General features: G+C 67.4%; 13 protein-coding genes. 5 read left to right on the top strand and 8 right to left on the bottom strand.

Annotated features, from left to right (window positions below; genetic code table 11):
• Positions 1 to 13 precede the first annotated feature (13 nt).
• The 8 genes from ABN034_RS22095 to ABN034_RS22060 form a co-directional block, all read right to left on the bottom strand.
• Positions 14 to 1,486 (bottom strand): sulfatase-like hydrolase/transferase, encoded by a 1,473-nt coding sequence (locus ABN034_RS22095; protein WP_349692909.1) that lies wholly within the window; start codon positions 1,484 to 1,486, stop codon positions 14 to 16.
• Positions 1,483 to 2,454 (bottom strand): dihydrodipicolinate synthase family protein, encoded by a 972-nt coding sequence (locus ABN034_RS22090; protein ID WP_349692908.1) that lies wholly within the window; start codon positions 2,452 to 2,454, stop codon positions 1,483 to 1,485. The genes ABN034_RS22095 and ABN034_RS22090 overlap by 4 nt, the downstream gene beginning before the upstream one ends.
• Entirely contained in the window at positions 2,451 to 3,281 is an 831-nt protein-coding gene (locus tag ABN034_RS22085; RefSeq protein WP_349692907.1) for a carbohydrate ABC transporter permease, read from the bottom strand. Before ABN034_RS22085 ends, ABN034_RS22090 begins: the two co-directional genes overlap by 4 nt.
• The gene (locus ABN034_RS22080) at positions 3,278 to 4,222 is read right to left on the bottom strand and encodes a carbohydrate ABC transporter permease (protein ID WP_349692906.1); all 945 of its coding nucleotides are present in this window, start codon (positions 4,220 to 4,222) and stop codon (positions 3,278 to 3,280) included. Before ABN034_RS22080 ends, ABN034_RS22085 begins: the two co-directional genes overlap by 4 nt.
• Positions 4,223 to 4,230: 8 nt before the next feature.
• Positions 4,231 to 5,511, bottom strand: a complete 1,281-nt coding sequence (locus tag ABN034_RS22075; RefSeq protein ID WP_349692905.1) for an extracellular solute-binding protein — start codon at positions 5,509 to 5,511, stop codon at positions 4,231 to 4,233.
• A 134-nt stretch (positions 5,512 to 5,645) separates the two neighbouring features.
• Positions 5,646 to 7,592 (bottom strand): exo-alpha-sialidase, encoded by a 1,947-nt coding sequence (locus ABN034_RS22070; RefSeq protein ID WP_349692904.1) that lies wholly within the window; start codon positions 7,590 to 7,592, stop codon positions 5,646 to 5,648.
• 111 nt (positions 7,593 to 7,703) lie between these two features.
• Positions 7,704 to 8,444, bottom strand: a complete 741-nt coding sequence (locus tag ABN034_RS22065; RefSeq protein WP_349692903.1) for a FadR/GntR family transcriptional regulator — start codon at positions 8,442 to 8,444, stop codon at positions 7,704 to 7,706.
• 287 nt (positions 8,445 to 8,731) lie between these two features.
• Positions 8,732 to 9,367 carry a dihydrofolate reductase family protein gene (locus ABN034_RS22060; RefSeq protein ID WP_349692902.1) on the bottom strand — a complete coding sequence of 212 codons (636 nt, stop codon included), beginning with the start codon at positions 9,365 to 9,367 and terminating at the stop codon, positions 8,732 to 8,734.
• Positions 9,368 to 9,548: 181 nt separating this feature from the next.
• Here ABN034_RS22060 and ABN034_RS22055 point away from each other — a divergent pair, with 181 nt between their 5' ends.
• The 5 genes from ABN034_RS22055 (at position 9,549) to ABN034_RS22035 (ending at position 15,237) form a co-directional block, all read left to right on the top strand.
• Complete coding sequence (locus ABN034_RS22055; protein WP_349692901.1) at positions 9,549 to 10,316, top strand: TetR/AcrR family transcriptional regulator; 768 nt, start codon at positions 9,549 to 9,551, stop codon at positions 10,314 to 10,316.
• A gap of 114 nt (positions 10,317 to 10,430) precedes the next feature.
• Positions 10,431 to 10,751, top strand: a complete 321-nt coding sequence (locus tag ABN034_RS22050) for a GYD domain-containing protein (protein ID WP_349692900.1) — start codon at positions 10,431 to 10,433, stop codon at positions 10,749 to 10,751.
• Between the two features lie 297 nt (positions 10,752 to 11,048).
• Positions 11,049 to 12,050 carry an MASE1 domain-containing protein gene (locus ABN034_RS22045; RefSeq protein ID WP_349692899.1) on the top strand — a complete coding sequence of 334 codons (1,002 nt, stop codon included), beginning with the start codon at positions 11,049 to 11,051 and terminating at the stop codon, positions 12,048 to 12,050.
• A 944-nt stretch (positions 12,051 to 12,994) separates the two neighbouring features.
• Positions 12,995 to 13,621, top strand: coding sequence for an ABC transporter ATP-binding protein (locus ABN034_RS22040; RefSeq protein WP_349692898.1), 627 nt, complete (start codon positions 12,995 to 12,997; stop codon positions 13,619 to 13,621).
• An 86-nt stretch (positions 13,622 to 13,707) separates the two neighbouring features.
• On the top strand, positions 13,708 to 15,237 hold the full coding sequence (locus ABN034_RS22035) for a DUF6297 family protein (RefSeq protein WP_349692897.1): 1,530 nt from the start codon (positions 13,708 to 13,710) through the stop codon (positions 15,235 to 15,237).
• Positions 15,238 to 17,053: the final 1,816 nt, after the last annotated feature.

The following is a 17,053-nucleotide window of genomic DNA, read 5'->3' as shown; positions in this document are numbered from 1 at the left end:
CGTGGTCGCACGCTCATCGCCCTCCTCCTAGCTTCGCCTGGCCCGGGCCTTGCGGGCCTACGGCCAGATATCTGTACGTGCCGTCTTGGGCACCGGTCAGGGTGAAGTCGTCGGTGTCGTACGCGATCTCCCACAGGCGCCCGGTGAGTCGGCGCACGATGTCGGCGTACGCGGGGTCGCCGGCCAGGTTCACCTGCTCGGTCGGGTCGGCGGTGAGGTCGTACAGCTCGTCGAAGTCGAAGGCGTTGAACACGTACTTGATGCCGTTCTCCCAGAGGACGCGCTGGGTGTAGGAGAACCGCTGCCCGTGGAGCTCGGCGACCGCCGTCGTACGCGGCGGTCCACCCGCGCCGGTCAGTCGTGGCAGCAGGTCGACCGCGTGACCGCCGAGCCCGGTCCCACTGAGCTGCGCCAGCGTCTCGGCGACGTCATGGGACTGCACCAGGTCGTCGATGACCTGACCACCTTCGACAGCGGCCGGCCACGAGACGACCAGCGGCACCCGGTAGACCTCCTCGAACGCCGGCACGCCCTTGAGCAGCAGCCGATGCGCGCCCATCAGGTCACCGTGGTCCGAGGTGTAGACCACGAGCGTGTTGTCGAGCTGACCGGCCGCCTCGATCCGATCCAGCAGCCGGCCTACCTGGTCGTCGACCAGGCTGCAGGCGGCGTAGTAGCAGGCGGTGGCGGTGCGGAAGTCGCCGGTCGACAGGTCGGACCACACCGACTGTTGGCGCCGATAGATCGCGGGCCTGTCGGTCAGGTCGTCGTCGAAGCTGGCCGGAAGCTCGACCCGGTCTGGGTCGTAGCGGTCGAAGTACGGGCGAGGGACGACGTACGGCTCGTGCGGCGCCTTCGTACTCACCATCAGTGCCCACGGTTCGGGTCCGGCACATGCCTCGTCGAGGAACTCCAAGGCGTTGGACACCGTGTAGTGCTCGAGGGTGCTCTCGACCGGCTCCTCGGTGATGCCGTAGAGCAGCAAGTCGCGGTAGCCGGGCTGCGACACGATCCGGGACGGGTCCGCGACGACGGGGCGGTCGGCCAATCCCAGCCGTTCTCGGTGCGCGAAGTAGTCGGGGCCGGGACCCGCCTGGTACGCGGCCGAGCGGGCGAAGCCGAACTGTCCGAGGTCCTGGCTGCGCTCGACATGCCACTTGCCGTAGTAGCCGAGGCGATAGCCGGCCGCCATGAGCCGCTGGCTCCACATCGGCACCCCGTCGACCAGTGAGGCACGGTACGCCGGCACGGCGTGCTCGACGTCGACCATGCCGTGCTGGTGGGGAAGCAGTCCGGTCATGAAGCTGGCGCGAGCGGGCGAGCAGACGGGGCTCGGGGTGTAGCACCGGGTGAACCGGGCGCCCCGCGCGGCGAGCCGGTCGAGCTGGGGCGTGTTGCACGGGCCGTTCGGGTCGACGGTCGCCGCCTGCTGCTGGTCAGTCATGACGACGAGGACATTCGGCCGTCGCACGGTCGCGGGCGTCATGCCGTCGCCCGCTTCCTTGCGCTCGCATCCGTCAGGACCCGTCGCAAGGCAGGCGCCAGGGCGCTCGCGGCCGCCCGATCGCGCCCGTGAAGCGGACCCCAGGGGTTACGCGGCCTTCCGCAGTCGGGAGTGAGCTCGTTCATCAGCTCCTTGACGAAGCCGAGACCCCCATGCCGCCTGCTGGCTGACGCGATGTCGCGATACGGCCTGTGCAGCTCGAATGCGAGCGGGTGGTCGCCGGTGTCGAATGCCTCGGTGACTCGATGGGCGATCGGCGCCAGGCCGTTGTAGAGGCTGCCGATGACCGCGTCGGCGCCGAACGACAGCGCGGCGGGCAGCAGCTCGTCCCGGCCGAAGTACACCCGCACGTGGGTGCTGCTCGCTCGGGTCCGGTCGTACTCCATCAGGTCGCCGTCGGTGAACTTCACGCCGCGAAGAGTCGGAATCAACTCCGCAGCGCGGGACACGATCTCGCTTGGCCGATGTGTCGACCCGGTCATGCTCGGGATGTGGTAGTAGCACAAGGCGGTCGCGGGCGCCGCCGCCGCGATGGTGCGCAGGTGGTCGACGACCAGGTCGATGGTCGGTGCCTCGCCGTAGTACGGCGCGACCGACGCGATGAAGTCGAGGCCGAGGCCTTCGGCGTGCGCCGCGAGCTCGACCGCCTGACCCGGCTCTGTCCCTCCGACATGGGCGGCGAGGCCGAAGCCCACGGGCCGTGCCGCCGCCCATGCCTCGACGAGACGACGGCGTTCGTCCGTCGACATCGCGGCGAACTCGCCGGTGGTGCCGGTGACGAACGCGCCGTGCACCCCGCCCGCCTGGAGGTGAGCGACCTGGGCGGGCACGATCGACACGTCGAGTCGGCCCTCCGCGTCGAATGGCGTGGGCGTGGCGGCCCAGATCTCGAGTCGGCTCATCGTGGCCGCGGCCCTTTCGTGACGGCGTACGGGTGTGGTCGTGCTCAACTCTTCGTCGCCCCTTCGGTGAGTCCGGCCACGATGTAGCGCTGCAGGAAGACGAAGGCCACGATCACGGGCAGGGCAATGACGGCGGAGACCGCCATCAGGTCGTTCCACCTCGTGCCGAAGGCGTTGGTGAGGCTGGCCAGAACGACGGTGATCGGCTGATACTTCTCGTCGGTCGCCAGCGCCAGCCCGAACACGAACTCGCCCCACGCCGCCAGGAAGCTCACGACGGCCACCGTGATGACGCCCGGCGTGCTGATGGGTACGGCAACCCGCCAGAACGCGGTGAGCTCGTTGCAGCCGTCGATCTTCGCGGCCTCCACGATCTCGGTCGGCACGTTGAGGAAGTACGGCCGCAGGATGGTGACCGCGAGCGGGATCGCCAGCGAGCAGTTGGCGATGATCAGCCCGGCATAGGAGTTCACCAGTCCGACGCTCGAGAACAGGACGAACATCGGCAACGCGAGGTTCACCGACGGCACCATCTGCACGATCAGGAAAAGCATCAGGATGGCCGGAACAAACCGGATGCGCAGCCTGGCCAAGCCGTACGCCGCCGGAAGCGCCGCCACAAGCGTGATCACAGTGGTGCCGATCGCGATGACCGCGCTGTTGGCCAGGCCACGGGCGATGTCGGCGTCGGAGAACACTGCCTGTACGTACGACGCGATCGTCGGCGGCATCGGGATGAGGTCGGGCGGCACCGCGAAGATGTCGCCGGCCCGCTTGAACGAGGTGTTGGTCATCCAGTAGACGGGGATCAGGTAGACCGCCGTCACGGCGAGACCGGCGACGAAAAGCCAACGCCTACTGATGCGCTCGCTCATGCTCTCTCCTCCGCCCGGAGGGCGCGGAAGTACACGATCGCCAGCGCGAGCGGCACGAGCATGAGGGTCGTCGTCGCGACCGCGGCGGTGTCGAACCTCGAGAACTCGAAGGCCTCCTGGTACGCGTACACCGGAAGGATCTCGGTGGCGCCGCCCGGACCGCCTCCGGTCATCAGGAAGATCGTGTCGAAGGTCTTGAAGGTGAAGATGAAGATCAGCAGCGTGACGGTCAGGCTCACCGGGCGCAGCAGCGGGAAGGTGATGGCGCGGAACTGCTGCCAGGCGGAGGCGCCGTCGATCCGAGCGGCTTCGTAGAGGGTCGGAGAGATGCCCTGCAGGCCGGCCGACAGCAAGATCATGGCCAGCGGCCCGAAGCTCCACGCGGTCGCGAGGATGACGGCGGCAACCGCGGTGTTCGGCTCTCCGAGCCAGAACACGTCCCGGTCGAGGAGACCGACGGCCGCAAGGACGGCGTTGAGAAGTCCGTAGCTGCCGTCCAGCAGCCACCGCCAGACGTTTGCGCTCACCACGGTCGGCAGGACCCAGGCGACCAGGATCAGCCCGCGCATGATGTTGCGACCGCGGAAGGCACGCCGGAACAGCAGGGCCAGTCCGAGACCCGTCGCAAAGGTCAGGGCGACGGCCCCGAACGAGTAGACGATCGAGACCTGCAGGGCGTGCCAGAACTTGGCGCGACCGAACTGATCGGCGTAGTTGTCGAGGCCCACCCAGGTGGCGCCGCCCTGCGCCACCTCCCGTAGTCCAACGTCGAAGAAGCTCTGCACGATGTTGTAGAGCAGCGGATAGATGACAGTGAGGACCACGAAGGCGACGGCCGGTGCGAGGAACAGATATCCGCTGAGGGGCCGGCGCCGACGGCGACGTGCCGGGGACGGGGGCGCGGCCACCGCCCCCGGCAGGTTCTCCGACTGGCTCGTCACGACGGGACTCATGACCCCGACAGCGCCTCGTCGATGCCCGACTGCGCTGTCTGCGCGGCCTGTTCGGGGCTGCTGGAGCCGCTGATCGTGGCCTGCAGCGCCTCCTGCACGAGGGTGAACGCCTCGTTGGAGTGGGTGGCGAGATCACCCTCCGGCGCCCAGGCGTCCTCCAGCTGGTCGGCGAACTTCTGGCGGACCGGATCCTCGACCGCACCGGGCACGTCGCTCCGGGCCGGGAGCTTGTTGCGCGCCGGCAGGTACTCCGTCAGGACGTCTGGCCGCTGCAGGTGGGTGATCAGGTCCCAGGCCGCGTCGGCGTCGCCGCTGCCGGCCCCGATCGTGAGGTTCTCCGCGGACAGGAAGGTCTTGCTCGTCTCCTCGCTCGGCATCGGCGCGATGTCCCAGCTCAGGTCCGGCACCTCCTCGTGGAGGATGCTGACGTAGGTCGCCGAGTTGATCATCATGGCGGCCTGGCCGGTGGCGAAGTGGTTCTTGGCGTCCTCCTCGCTCCAGGTGAGGAAGCCCTTCGAGAGACCGCCGTTGTCGACCATCGTCTTGAACGACCGCAACGCCTCGACACCCGCGTCGCTGCCGAACTCCTCGATCGACCCACCGGCAGCGAGGGTCCGGAGTACGAGCCCGGTCGCTCCTTCGGCGCCCTCTCCCCCAGCGACCGCGAGGCCGTACTTCACGTCCCCCGCGAGCCTGGCCGCGGTCGACTCCATCTCCTCCCACGTCCTCGGAGGCTGAAGCCCGGCCGCGTCAAGCAGGTCCTTGTTGTAGTAGACGGCGTAGTCGTCAGCGACGTGCGGAACGCCGTACGTGGCGCCGTCGACCTGCGTGGTTTCCCAGCTCGTGGGGTAGTAGGCGTCCTGCTCGCCCCATTCGTCGACCCGGCCGCTGAGGTCTTCGATGATTCCGGCCTCGGCCATCGCCTGGGTGTCGAAGGCATTGATCAGGGCGATGTCGGGCAACTCGTCGGCGGTCGCGGCCTGCTGGAGGGTGCGGTTGAAGTCGTCGAACGGGATGTGGCGGGCGTCAACCTCTATCTCGTCGTGGTCCTCGTCGTAGGCCTCGAGCACTTTCTCCAACGGGATGTTGTGCGGCTCGCCGTAGTAGTGCCAGAACGTGATCGTGCCGTCGCCCCCCGACGACGCTTCGTCCGAGCCGCCGCCTGAGCCGTCGCCGGAGCCGCCGCCCAAGCTCCCGCAGGCAGCGAGCGATGCAGAGAGTAGGGCGGCGACCGAGACGGTCGCGACGCGACTGCGGACGCGATGAATGGGGTGCATGACTCGTCCTCCAGATGGCGTTGATGAGGAAGCTGCGACGTACAGCACGTGGATGGGTGGTTGCTTTGGTACGGGTGGTCGCCGCCGGCGGTGCGGGTCGCGGGCACGATGTCGTGTGCCGCGGGGCGGCGCGGCTACCGGGTCTGGTCGACGCCGGCTCGCCGAAGGTTGTCCATGGGCAGGTGAAGCAAGGCGCCGTCCGGCGGTGCGGCGTTGTCGTCGGCGAGGTCCTGGATCTCCGCGGACGTCAGTGCCCGATCGAACAGCCATGCCTCGTCGACGGCGCCTCGCAGCGGATTGTTGATGCCGTCGACACGGGCTCCGAACCGGATGCCGGTGCGGGCACCGTCGGAGACAGACCCGGTGATCGCGGCCGCGGTGGCGACGGGTGAGCCGTCGACGAAGAGCGTCACGTTGTCGTTGTCCCGGGTGAGCGCGACATGGTGCCAGGTGCCGTCGGCGTACTCACCGGGAGCGGTCACGGATCGGCTTGCGTCGCCTGTCTCCAGGAGCGCGCGGAGCCGACCCAGGTTGGGCTCCAGCCGGATCCACCACTTCGGCTCGCCCGAGGTTGTCGAGTGCGCCCAGACGATTGCCTGGTCATCGGATGCGCTGGTGCGGAACCACGCCGAGGCCGTGAACGACCCTCCGCCCACCGCCACCGAGTCGGACAGCGGTGCCTCGACATAGTCCCCGGCCAGCTCCAGCGCGGTGCCGAAGGCGCCCTCAACCGGCTTGGGGCTGCCGCTGACCAGGCCGTCGTTCCCATGGCCCGACTCGTCCGGGGTTGTCTGCCGCGGCGGACTCGGCACGTCGAGCATGCCGACCGGTACGCGGACGAAGCTGATCCGCTGGTGGTACGGCAATGTCGCATCCGGCGAGAGCCGGTCGCCATTCTCGAAGAGAACCCCGAGCGTCTGACCGTCGACCGACACCAGGTCGGAGTAGCCGGAAGGGCCGTCGTACAGCTGAAGACCGCGCCGCCAGGAGGCGGTCTGGTCGAAGCTGGACCAGAGAGTGAGGTTCTCCCGGGCGGTGGGGTGAGCCGGCGCGGAGAACACGATCCGGCTCTGAGATTCCGCCGCCTGGGACAGCTTCAGGACCGATCCCTGGATCTGGGTGGTGACGATGTCCGGGGCGGCCTGGTACGGCGCGTCGAAGGAGGCGCCGCCGTCGCTGCTGGTGGTGCTGACCCTACGCCCGGGGCTTGTGCCCCCCTGGTCGCGGGCATTGAAGTACACGGTCCCGTCGTTCAGCTCCACAGCGGTTGACTCGTTGGGGTTGTAGACGTCCTGCAGAGAGGTGTCGACGCCGCCCAGGTGCCAGGTCGTGCCGCCGTCATCGCTGTAGAGGCTGTGCGCGCCGAACAGTCGTTCGTCCAGGCAGTCGATTCCGGACCCCTCGGGAGGGGCGACGGAGTGGTTGCCGGGGATCACCAGTCGGCCCGCGTGCTCGCCGCTGGTCAGCTGGATGCCGTGCCCGGGGCCGCCGACGAAGTGCCGCCAGGTGGCCGGCTTCACGTCCGCGGTGATCTCGTTGGGCCGCGACCAGGTGGCGCCGTTGTCATCGCTGTGCAGGATGAACGACCGCCTGGTCTCCTCGTCGGTAACCCGCCCGCAGCGGACATCGGCCGTCGTCACGTTGCCACCGGTACGCGTCGTGTTGAGGACGATCCGGCCGGTCCTGCGATCCAGGATCGGCACCGGATTGGCGAACCGGTCCGGCCCGTCGTCGACGAGCACCTGCAACGGCCCCCAGGTAACGCCGCCGTCGGTGGACCGCTTGAGGACCAGATCGATGTTCCCGTCATCGCTCGGACTGTTGACCCGGCCCTCGGCGAACGCCAGCAGCGTGCCGTCAGCAGCCTTCAGGACCGCGGGAATCCGGAACGTGTGATAACCGTCCTGGCCGCGGGAGAACACGGTCGCGTAGCTGACGCCCTCGGTGACGCCGGCGTGGGCGGACGTGGAACCGCCGAGTGGATCCATCGCGGTCACCCCCACGAAGGCAGCGACGAGTCCGGTCGCGATCAGGCTGGCAGCGACTCTCGCGGAGCGCTGCCGATGGGAGTATCCGCGCATAGCCCGCCTCCAAAGTCTGCAAGATATCCTACAGATCGCGGAAACGTACGCCGACTGAGATTGCGTGTCAAGAGGGCAGTGGTACGGCGGTGAAGCCCAGAGGGGGCGCCGTCAGGGCGCCGTTGCCTCCGTGGCGGCCCCCGCGCCGGCCTCCATCGAGTCCTCGCCGCTGAGGCGGCACTCGATACCGATGTAATGCTCGTGCACCGCGTCACGGGCCTGCGCAGGATCGCCGGTAAGGACGGCGTCGAGAATCCTCGCGTGAGCCTGGTATGCCTTCATGGGGGTGCGCCCCAGCAGGGGCGGCGCGGCGTGGTGGAACGCGAGCCAGAACAGGTCGAACAGGCTGAGGAGCATCTCGTTGCCAAGGTCGGCGAACAGCAGCCGGTGAAACCGCCGGTCCTGCTCCGGAAACGGCTGACCCTGCTCGGCCAGGGCGTACATCTCCGCCAGAACCTCCCGCATGGCGGCGATGCTGGAGTCGGACACCACCCGCATCGCGTCCGCGATCAGGGCCGCCTCGAGCGCCTTGCGCAGTGCCAACAACTCGCTGACAGCGCGCCGACCCTGCATCAAGCCATACGGCAGATGGTCCAGCAGCGGGGCGAACGAGAACTCGCGCACATAGACACCGCTACCGCGACGCGTCTCGAGCACGCCGGTCGACTCGAGGGCCTTGACCGCCTCACGTACCGAGTTGCGGCTGACCCCGAAGATGCGCGCCAGCTCGGACTCCGGCTTGAGGGGATCACCAGGGCGCAGCCCCTGCTTGATGATGTAGTTCCTGATTTCCTGCTGCACGGTCTTGTGAAGCGGGGGAGCACTTTCCAGCCGCCGAAACGCCGGTTCCACACTGCCTCCTGACGGGCCTAAGTGACTCTTGACACCCGAACGTGGCTGATCCTACGGTGCAACTTGTAGGATATCTTGCAAAGGTCCGCCCCCCGCGGGCATTGGATCAGTCGTTCAACCTCATCGGCCGCCGCATGGGTCGCGCGACGCACGATCTCATCGACAACTGAGGATGGCGTTGACCATCGCGCCTGAAGGTGCCGAACGTACGAGCTGTCACCCATGGTGGAGCCTCTCGTGGCGACGGTGGCCAAACGGCCACACCCAGGACTCTCGCCCGGCGTGGTTCAGGCGCCCGTACGGGTGAACGTCACGTGCGTGACTCCGCTGGGCGAGGAGGTGGCCTCGACCGCGTAGTCCTTCTCGAGGCCCTCCAGTCCGTCCCAGAGGCGTACGCCTCGGCCGAGCAGGATCGGGACCACCACGATGTGCATGTGGTCGATGAGCCCGGCGGCAAGGAAGTCGCGGATCACGGTGGGACCTCCGCCGATGCGTACGTCCTTGCCGTCCGCAGCCTTGCGGGCTGTCGCGAGCGCCTCGGCAGGCGAAGTGTCGAGGAAGTGGAACGTCGTGCCACCTTCCATCTCGATCGAGGGGCGCGGGTGATGGGTGAGGACGAAGACCGGTGTGTGGAACGGCGGGTTGGGACCCCACGCGCCCTTCCACTCCGGGTCCTCGTGCCATCCGGGGTGGCCCCACTTTCCGGCACCCATGATCTCGGCGCCGATCCCCGGACCGAACTCCTCGGCGAAGACGTTGTCGACGCCGCGGCTACCGCCGGTCTGCTGCCACGCCCGGGTGGCGAACATCCATTGGTGCAGCCGGTCGCCAGCGTGACCGAAATGCGCGTCGTGGCTCTGACCCTCACCGGTGCCGAAGCCGTCGAGGGAGATGGCGAAGTTGTGGACGCGGGCGAGCGACATGGACGATTCTCCTTCGGTAATCGGAGCCATTTGTCGTACGTGGTAGGGAAACGGAGGTTGGTCGAGGAATGCTCTCGATCTTCTTGCTCGACCACGACACTGTGTCCGCTAGACACTGTGTACCATAGACGCAGTTATTCGAGAACCGCAAGAGGCAAACTCGACGGACGGAGCGAGAGCGTTGGCGGCACCGGACAGACGCGCGCCACAGGACTACCTCGGAGCCCTCGAGCTGCTGTGGGGTCTGCGCCAGCCGTCGAGCCTAGGACCGAAGCGGGCGCTGTCCGTTCGCCAGATCGCAGAGGTCGGCGTGGCGATCGCCGACGCCCAAGGCCTCGCCGCGATCTCCATGCAGCGCGTCGCGGCCGAGCTCGACTACACGAAGATGGCGCTCTACCGGTATGTCCGGAGCAAGGCAGAACTGCTCGCGGTGATGACCGACCTCGCCATCGGCGACCCGCCCGACCTCGGCCCACCCGAAGACGGTTGGCGTACCCGACTGGAGCGGTGGGCGCGACTGATCCGCGCGACCTGGAACCGCCACCCCTGGCTACCGCACGTCAGCGAATGGCAGGCCAGCCCCGGCGCGGTACGGCCGGTGAGCAACGACCGCATCATGGGTCCGAACGAGGTCGCCTGGGTCGAGACAGCCACCAGCACCCTTTCGGGCCTCGGGATGTCACCACAGGAGCAGCTTGACGCAGTGTTTCTCGTGAGTGCCCACCTTCGCGCTACCCAAGCGATGACGACCTACGGCCTGCTGCCATGGACGCTCGGGTTGCCTCACGAGGAGATGCTCGACCGCCTCCGAGGCGGCCACGAACAACGATTCCCCACCCTGTCCCGTCTTGCGGCCAGCACGCATGACCCAGCGCACAGCGCATTCGAGTTCGGACTCGCCCGCATCCTCGACGGACTCGAGCTGCTCATTGACAAGCGCATGCGTTGAATGCGGCAGTACCCACGCGACTTTGCTGGCGGGTGGAGGACCTTCGGGGAGTTCCTGACCGTCCGTGTGGGTGCAAGGCTGACGCTAGAAGGGTCGTGAGGGGAGGTGCATCCCATGGCGAAGTTCCTCGTGGAGGCGAACTACACGGCGTCCGGAGCGAAGGGTCTGCTCAAGGAGGGCGGCACGGGGCGCCAGGCCGTGGTTCAGGACGTATGTGCGCAATTGGGTGGCAAGGTGGAAGCACTCTATTTCGCCTTCGGTGACCACGATTTGTACAGCATTCTCGAATTCCCGGACAACGTCTCGATGGCGGCCGTCGGGCTCGCGGTGAAAGCTAGCGGTGCCGTCGACACCAGGACCATCGTCTTGTTGACGCCGGAGGAGGTCGATGCGGCCGCAAGGAAGCCGGTCGACTTCCGAGCGCCAGGCAGCTGACTGACCCCGCTGGGCGATTCGTCTGGGCCGCTAACACACCTTGCGTGCACCCTGGCCGAGCGCAGTGGCAAGCAAGTTTGACCGTTCACGCTGACGCTTGCCCATGCCTTTGAATTTCACGCCTATGTATGGGGTATGGTCCTCGCCTCCCATGGCCCCCAGCAGCGTTGCTCTCGCGCGGTCCAGCTACCTCGACCAGGTGGTGTGCCGCTCCGCTGTTCGGGCCAAGATCTGGAGAATTCCGCGTACCAAGTCCACGGCTAGGTCGACAGTGGAACGCGCCTAGCATGGTTCGTTGTGGGACGCCTTCCAGGGCTCAAGCGGTATGTAACCGTGGCTTTGCAGATCCTCGGCGTTGCGGTTGCCTATTACCTGTCTGCCCGCCTTGGGCTCTTGGTCGGATTGGTTCGCGGGCAGGTGAGCCCGTGGTGGCCAGCGACCGGGATTGGCGTGGTTGCCCTGCTTGTCGTGGGTGTTCGTGTCTGGCCTGGGATCCTTGTGGCGCAGTTCGTTGTCGAACTGATGACTGTTCCGGCAATCCATGCCCTGCCGTCCGCGGTGGGGACCACGCTTTCATGCCTGGTTGCCTATGTTCTGCTGCGTCGTGTCGGGTTCCGTGTCGAGTTGGACCGGCTGAAGGATGCGTTCGCGTTGGTGTTTCTCGCGGCCTTCGCCGCGATGCTTATCAGCGCCACGGCGGGTGCCGGCGAGCGCGTGCTTTCAGGCTTGGTCCCAGCAAGCTACTTCTGGGCAATGTGGTCGACCTGGTGGACAGGCGACGCAATGGGAGTGCTCCTGTTCGCACCACTACTCCTCGTCCTTCGTCGCCTTCGATGGCCCCTGGACGTGGACAAGTACCGACTGCTGGAATTCGCGCTGCTGCTGGTGGGATCCTTCGTCGTTGTCCTGGCGGGCACACAGATCATCGGCGCTGTCCTGTTCCTCGCTTTCCCGTTCTTGGGATGGGCGGCGCTGCGCTTCCAACTGGCCGGAGCCGCTCCAGTCGCGCTGCTCACATCCCTCGCCGCTGTCTACGCGGCCGTCCAGGGGTACGGCCCGTTCGCCGGACGAGACCTGCTCACCATCATGATCACCCTCCAGCTCTTCAACGGCGCTGTCGCTCTAAGCGCATTGCTGCTCGCCGCAACCATCACCGAACGGGACCGAGGCCGCGTCGAGATCGAGCAAACGGCCATCCGACTTGGCGAAGTCGTCAACCACCTCGACCGCAGCAAGACCACTCCGCGGGTGGAACCCCGACAGTTCGGCGAGGACTCCCCGAAAGACGACGGCCCATGACCGCCACCGTGCGACGTCTCGGGCGGGCAGAAGGACCAGCCCCCTCTCGAGGAGTCGTCTACGTACGTCGCTCTCCGCGCACATTGACCCAGCGGGGGCACGTTGACTGGCAACGTTGGGGTCAAGTGCGGCTGCCATTGAGGGCTTGGTGAGGTCGCCCCACACGCTTGTGCAGGTCACCGTAGGTGGGCCGCCTGGGGATCGAACCCAGACGATCACGACGAGGATCCGTTTCCCATCGATGTCGACGTACTCCGGTGTCCACCGCACGGCGTCGCCAACATAGGCCCGTATCTTGCCGATCAAGGTCTCCGGGTCAACGGTCGCCACGCCGTTAATGGCGCCGGGCTCGACCCCGACGAGGCGGTAGCCGTGGCCGCCGGCCCATTGCGCGGCGGCGGATGGCTGGCACCCGGATGGAGGAGGCGTTCCCGGAGATCGTTGGCGCGCTGTACGCCCACCTGCCGGCCGGCACCATCCTCGACGGCGAGGTCATCAGGTGGAGCCCATCAGGCCGGCTCGACTTCGCCGCACTCCAACACCGCTACGCCAACCGACGCCGGGCCAAGACGCTCGCCCAGACCGAGCCAATCGGTGGAGTCGGATATCGCGAGGTGCGGAATAGCGGTCGGGTCGGTTGGAGGCAGGGTAGGACTCCTTGCCGGTGCCCCTTGCGTCTGTGTGCGACGGCGGTGTCTACTTCGTTGCCTTCGGGGTCGGCGAGTGTCCACCAGGCAGGGGCATGGAATACGTATGCCTCGCTCGGTCCCGCCAGACGCGCCGCCGGGCCCGGGGTGCGAAGCTGTCGCGGTGGACTTTGAGACGAACCGTGACGAACGTGGGCAGTGGGACCGTGAGTCGCCCGGCACATCAATGTCTTTCGTCCCGGTTTCTGGATATTGGCAGGGATTCGCGGTGTACACGGCCGTGTAGCTTCCATCGCTATGGCGTTCTTGAAAGTTGACGGGATCCGGCATGCATACGGCGAGAAGGTTGTGTTGGAGGCTGTGTCATTCTCGCTGGAGGCGGGGCAGGCGCTGGCGGTGACCGGCTCGAATGGTTCGGGCAAGTCGACCCTGTTGCGCTGCCTGGTGGCGGCGGAGAAAGCTGCGGCGGGTTCGGTATGGATTGGCGATCGGGCGCTCGAGGAGACGGACCCTGTTGTCCGCAGCGTGGTGGCGACGGTGTTCGACGACATCGACTTCTTCCCCGATCTGACGGTCGCTGAGCACCTCGATCTCTTGGCCCGTGCGCATGGTGTGGCCTCGGTCGAGGATTCGGTGGATACCGTGCTGTACGAGTTAGGGCTGGATCGGGCGAGCGACCAGTTCCCGAGCACGCTGTCGTCCGGGCAGCGGCATCGACTTGCGCTGGCAACGGCGCTGGTACGTCCTCGTCGTCTGCTCCTGCTCGATGAGCCCGAGCAGCGGCTGGACGACGCCGGCCGGGCATGGCTTGCCGGTCGGCTCAACGCGGAGAAGGCCGCCGGGGTGACGATCGTCTTCGCGAGCCACTCGCGGGAGCTGGTCGAGGCGGTCGCCGACTCCGAGCTCTCCCTGGAGGCCTTGTGACCGAGCTTCCCGCGGCCGCGATGCCAACGGCGCGGGAGATAACGGGCGAGTTGAGGCGGGCACGACGGGGGCACTCCGATACCACCGTGTGGCAGGCATTGGAGGCGGCCTACCTGTACGCGTTCGCAGTGTTCATGGTCGGCTCGATAGCTGCAGCAGCGATCGTGGGGACCTGGCGGGAGCTCTCGGCGTGCGCTGGCGACTGCAGCGCGGAAAAGTCCTCATTGTTCCTGCTGTTCTCGGTGGCCCTGGCAGCGCTCTGGTTCCGCGGACTCCTGTCCATGGGGCCACTAGTGGGTGGGCGGGCCACGGCAACCTTCCTCCTTTCCACCCCCATGCCTCGCGGGCCGTTGTTGCGGGGCCGGGCGTTCGCGCTGTTGTGCGCAGGACTGCTCCTCGGCGCCGGTGTGTCCAGTGCGCTTACCTCGATCGCCTCCGGTCCGTCTGTCCTCGCGGGCGTCGCGGGTGCGGTCTGCGGCCTCTTCTTGACCGGTCTCGCGATCCTCGGCCAGCCCCACGCCGTCCTTGGCCGCACCCTCCGCCTCATCAGCGACATCGTGCTGGCCGTACTGGTTGCCGCGGTGCCGCTTGTCCTGGCCAGAGTGCTCGATCCCGCGCAGCTGTTGCCCGGGTTGTGGCCGGCCCAGAGGGTCGCAATGGCGGTCCTCGGTCTGGCGGCCATCGGGGTGGTCGTGGCCGCTGTCAGGTCACTGCCCGCGATTCCGCGCCGCGATCTGGTCGCGGGTGGCGACCTGCTCGAGGGCCTATCGGGTGCGGCGGCGTCTCTGGACACGTCGCTGATCTCCGATCTTCTCCACTACCGGCGATTCCGACGACTCGGTGCCCGCCGATCCTGGCAGGGCCGGGGCCGGGGACTCGCGGCCATGGCGTACCGGGAGGCACTGCGTCCACTGCGCTCTCCATGGCGGCTCGGAATCGCTGCGGCCCTGGTTCTCCTCCAGTACGCCGCGGTCCGCGTCGGCCTGCCGACCATCCTGCCGGTCGCGGCCGCTGTCGGCGGATATCTCGCCGTGCGACCTCTGGGTGCTGGACTGCACAGCGTCGAGCGCTCACCCGGGCTGGCGCGAGCGTTTCCGCAGCGCCCGGCCTCACGTCAACGTGCGTTCGCCGTTCCGCTGCTGCTCGGAGCCGCGATCTGGGCGCTTGCCGTGACGCCGGCTCTGCTGGCTGCCACGAACATCGCGGCCGCCCCGGGTTCGTCCGAGGTCGTGCCAGCGCTGTCGGGGACGTCGACGCTGCCGGCGTACCTCCTGCCCGCCCTGACCTGGGCGGCACTCGCGGCGACGATCGGTGCCGGAGTGGTCCGCTCGGTGACCAGGCCACCGGTGAGCTATGAAGGGCCGCTCATCTCGACTCCCGCTGGCGTACTCCCGGCCGGGTTCGTCGCGCAGGTCCTCCGCGGCCCCGACGCCGTGGCGGCAGGTTCGACCGCCCTATTGCTCGGCATCCGCCCGGGACCCTCCTCGCTGCTACTCCTGGTACCGCCCGTGATCCTGCTTTACCTGCTCGCGTTCCCCGCCCGGCGTTTGGCACTACCTGGCGGCGCTGGATCGACCGGACGGATCGGACCGTCACGTATGCCGCGGCCGCGGTAAGCGCGAGGCGTGATCCAGGGTTCTCTGGTGCTAGACCGTCGGCGTCCTTGAGTTTTGGCCGGCTGCTCGCCGTTGAAGCTCGGCGGCGTAGTTGGCCCAGGAGCTACCGGATCGGTCGACCCAGCGGGCGGCGCTGCGTTGGCTGATGCCGAGGAGGCGGGCGAGGGCTGCGGCTGGCAGTTGGGTTGTGAGGTCGAGGAGTGCGGCGGTGCGTCCTGGTCGGGAGTGGATGCCGAGTTTGCGGAGCCCGTTGCCGAGGTGGCCTGGGCTTATGTGGCGGCCGCGGTGGACTCCGGGGAACCGGCTCCGCGTCCATGTTTGGCGCGGGCACCTATCCCCGGCTGCGTGGAGGCGGCGCTTACCGTGCGACTCTGGCTGCCCGGACGCGCTGGGCCCGGGACCACGGCGTAACGGTCCTGCTGGTCAGCGGCCGCCTCGCCACCTCTGCCCCGATCATGGAACGGGTCGGCTTCACTTTGCATGGCTACACCCAGTCCATCGCCGCGCCAACACGGTAGGGCCCAGACGGTGCCGGACTCCATCGCGCCCCGCTCCTTGAATCCGTGGATCGGCCGTAGCACCTACGTGAGGCAGCACGGCCATCGCCCATAGGAAAGGCAGATCCGCGGGTTCAACGACCCTGACTGTCACCATTAGCGCAGCTTGACACCTCCGCGTCAGGCAGCGCACGCCGGTTTGCGGTTGATCCCCCTGACGTGCCCCCAGAACGTCCCTCGCTAGCCTCTCAACACCACACCTGCCAGGAGCCCCACGGTCAGGTGCAGCGGAATCGAGGCGCCGCCTGGCCTTGGCACGGAAACCCCTCGCAACGCGCAGGTCGACTCCGGCTTTCCGCATGCACAGGCATCAGCCGCGATGCCCCTCAACGATCCACACCGCGCGTTGTGGACGCGAAGACGTACGTTCCGTTGCCGCCAGTCTCCGCGGCGGGTGCGGTCCGCTCCTAGCCACAGGTTAGTGCGTTGCTGCCCGGAAAACTCGGCAGTGCCGGGCATCAAGTGCAAAACGTGCCCTGACCAGGCGTTTTACGGGTGGGCCGCCTGGGGATCGAACCCAGAACCCGCGGATTAAGAGGACCGGGCGGGCTGATTTCGTGCGGCCGAATCACGCTCTTTTAGTGCGTATTTCGCGTGCACAACATGAGCTATTGGTGACGGCCGTTGGGGTCACACTGGGGTCAAAAAGCGCGCCACCGCGGCGAACCTGACTACGCACTACGAGTCGGTGGCGACCCCGCGCAACGCATCCCTTGGCACGCCTACAGTTTGTCCGCCGGCGTCGTCCACGGAAGTCCACGAACACGTACGTGCTTGGCTGCTCGGCGACCCCCCGTTGTGGCGCTGTGGCTTCCGGCCGGAACAACCCGGCCGAAACATCGGGAGCATGCCGGCGCTCGCCCAGCGCGCAGTGACGACGCTCCCCCACCAACACCCCTATGTTTCAGCACTCCCTCGCCCAGTCCAGTGTGACGCTGTGACATAGAGAGAGTGTGGGAAGGACAGGAACCTGACGACTGTCACTCCCCTGTCACTCGCGTTTCCGCAGGTCGAAGCGGGTTGAGTGACACAGTGACAGCTGTGACAGTGACGACCTGTCTTCTGTCACCCGGGCCCATCACGTACCACCGGATGGACGGCGGCCCCTGTACAAAGTCGGCCAGCGACGGGACTAGTGCTGCGTCAAGCAACGTTGGGTAGGTAATCGGGGCGGCGGATCTTGGAGTCGATCGCGAATCGTCGTTTCGGTCGTGCTCGCTTGTTGTGCCAGCGGAGGTACCCGGCGATTGCGGCTTGTT

The sequence above is a fragment of the Actinopolymorpha sp. B11F2 genome, assembly GCF_040195635.1.
Classification (GTDB): domain Bacteria; phylum Actinomycetota; class Actinomycetes; order Propionibacteriales; family Actinopolymorphaceae; genus Thermasporomyces.
The sequence above is the reverse complement of the archived record's forward strand: the minus strand, read 5'-3'. Positions and strand labels throughout refer to the sequence as shown.

Coding starts and splice junctions, on each gene's coding strand:
- ABN034_RS22070 (WP_349692904.1), bottom strand. CDS start 7,592: ATGCGCGGATACTCCCATCGGCAGCGCTCCGCGAGAGTCGCTGCCAGC.
- ABN034_RS22075 (WP_349692905.1), bottom strand. CDS start 5,511: ATGCACCCCATTCATCGCGTCCGCAGTCGCGTCGCGACCGTCTCGGTC.
- ABN034_RS22095 (WP_349692909.1), bottom strand. CDS start 1,486: ATGACGCCCGCGACCGTGCGACGGCCGAATGTCCTCGTCGTCATGACT.
- ABN034_RS22060 (WP_349692902.1), bottom strand. CDS start 9,367: ATGTCGCTCGCCCGCGTCCACAACTTCGCCATCTCCCTCGACGGCTTC.
- ABN034_RS22040 (WP_349692898.1), top strand. CDS start 12,995: ATGGCGTTCTTGAAAGTTGACGGGATCCGGCATGCATACGGCGAGAAG.
- ABN034_RS22050 (WP_349692900.1), top strand. CDS start 10,431: ATGGCGAAGTTCCTCGTGGAGGCGAACTACACGGCGTCCGGAGCGAAG.
- ABN034_RS22085 (WP_349692907.1), bottom strand. CDS start 3,281: ATGAGCGAGCGCATCAGTAGGCGTTGGCTTTTCGTCGCCGGTCTCGCC.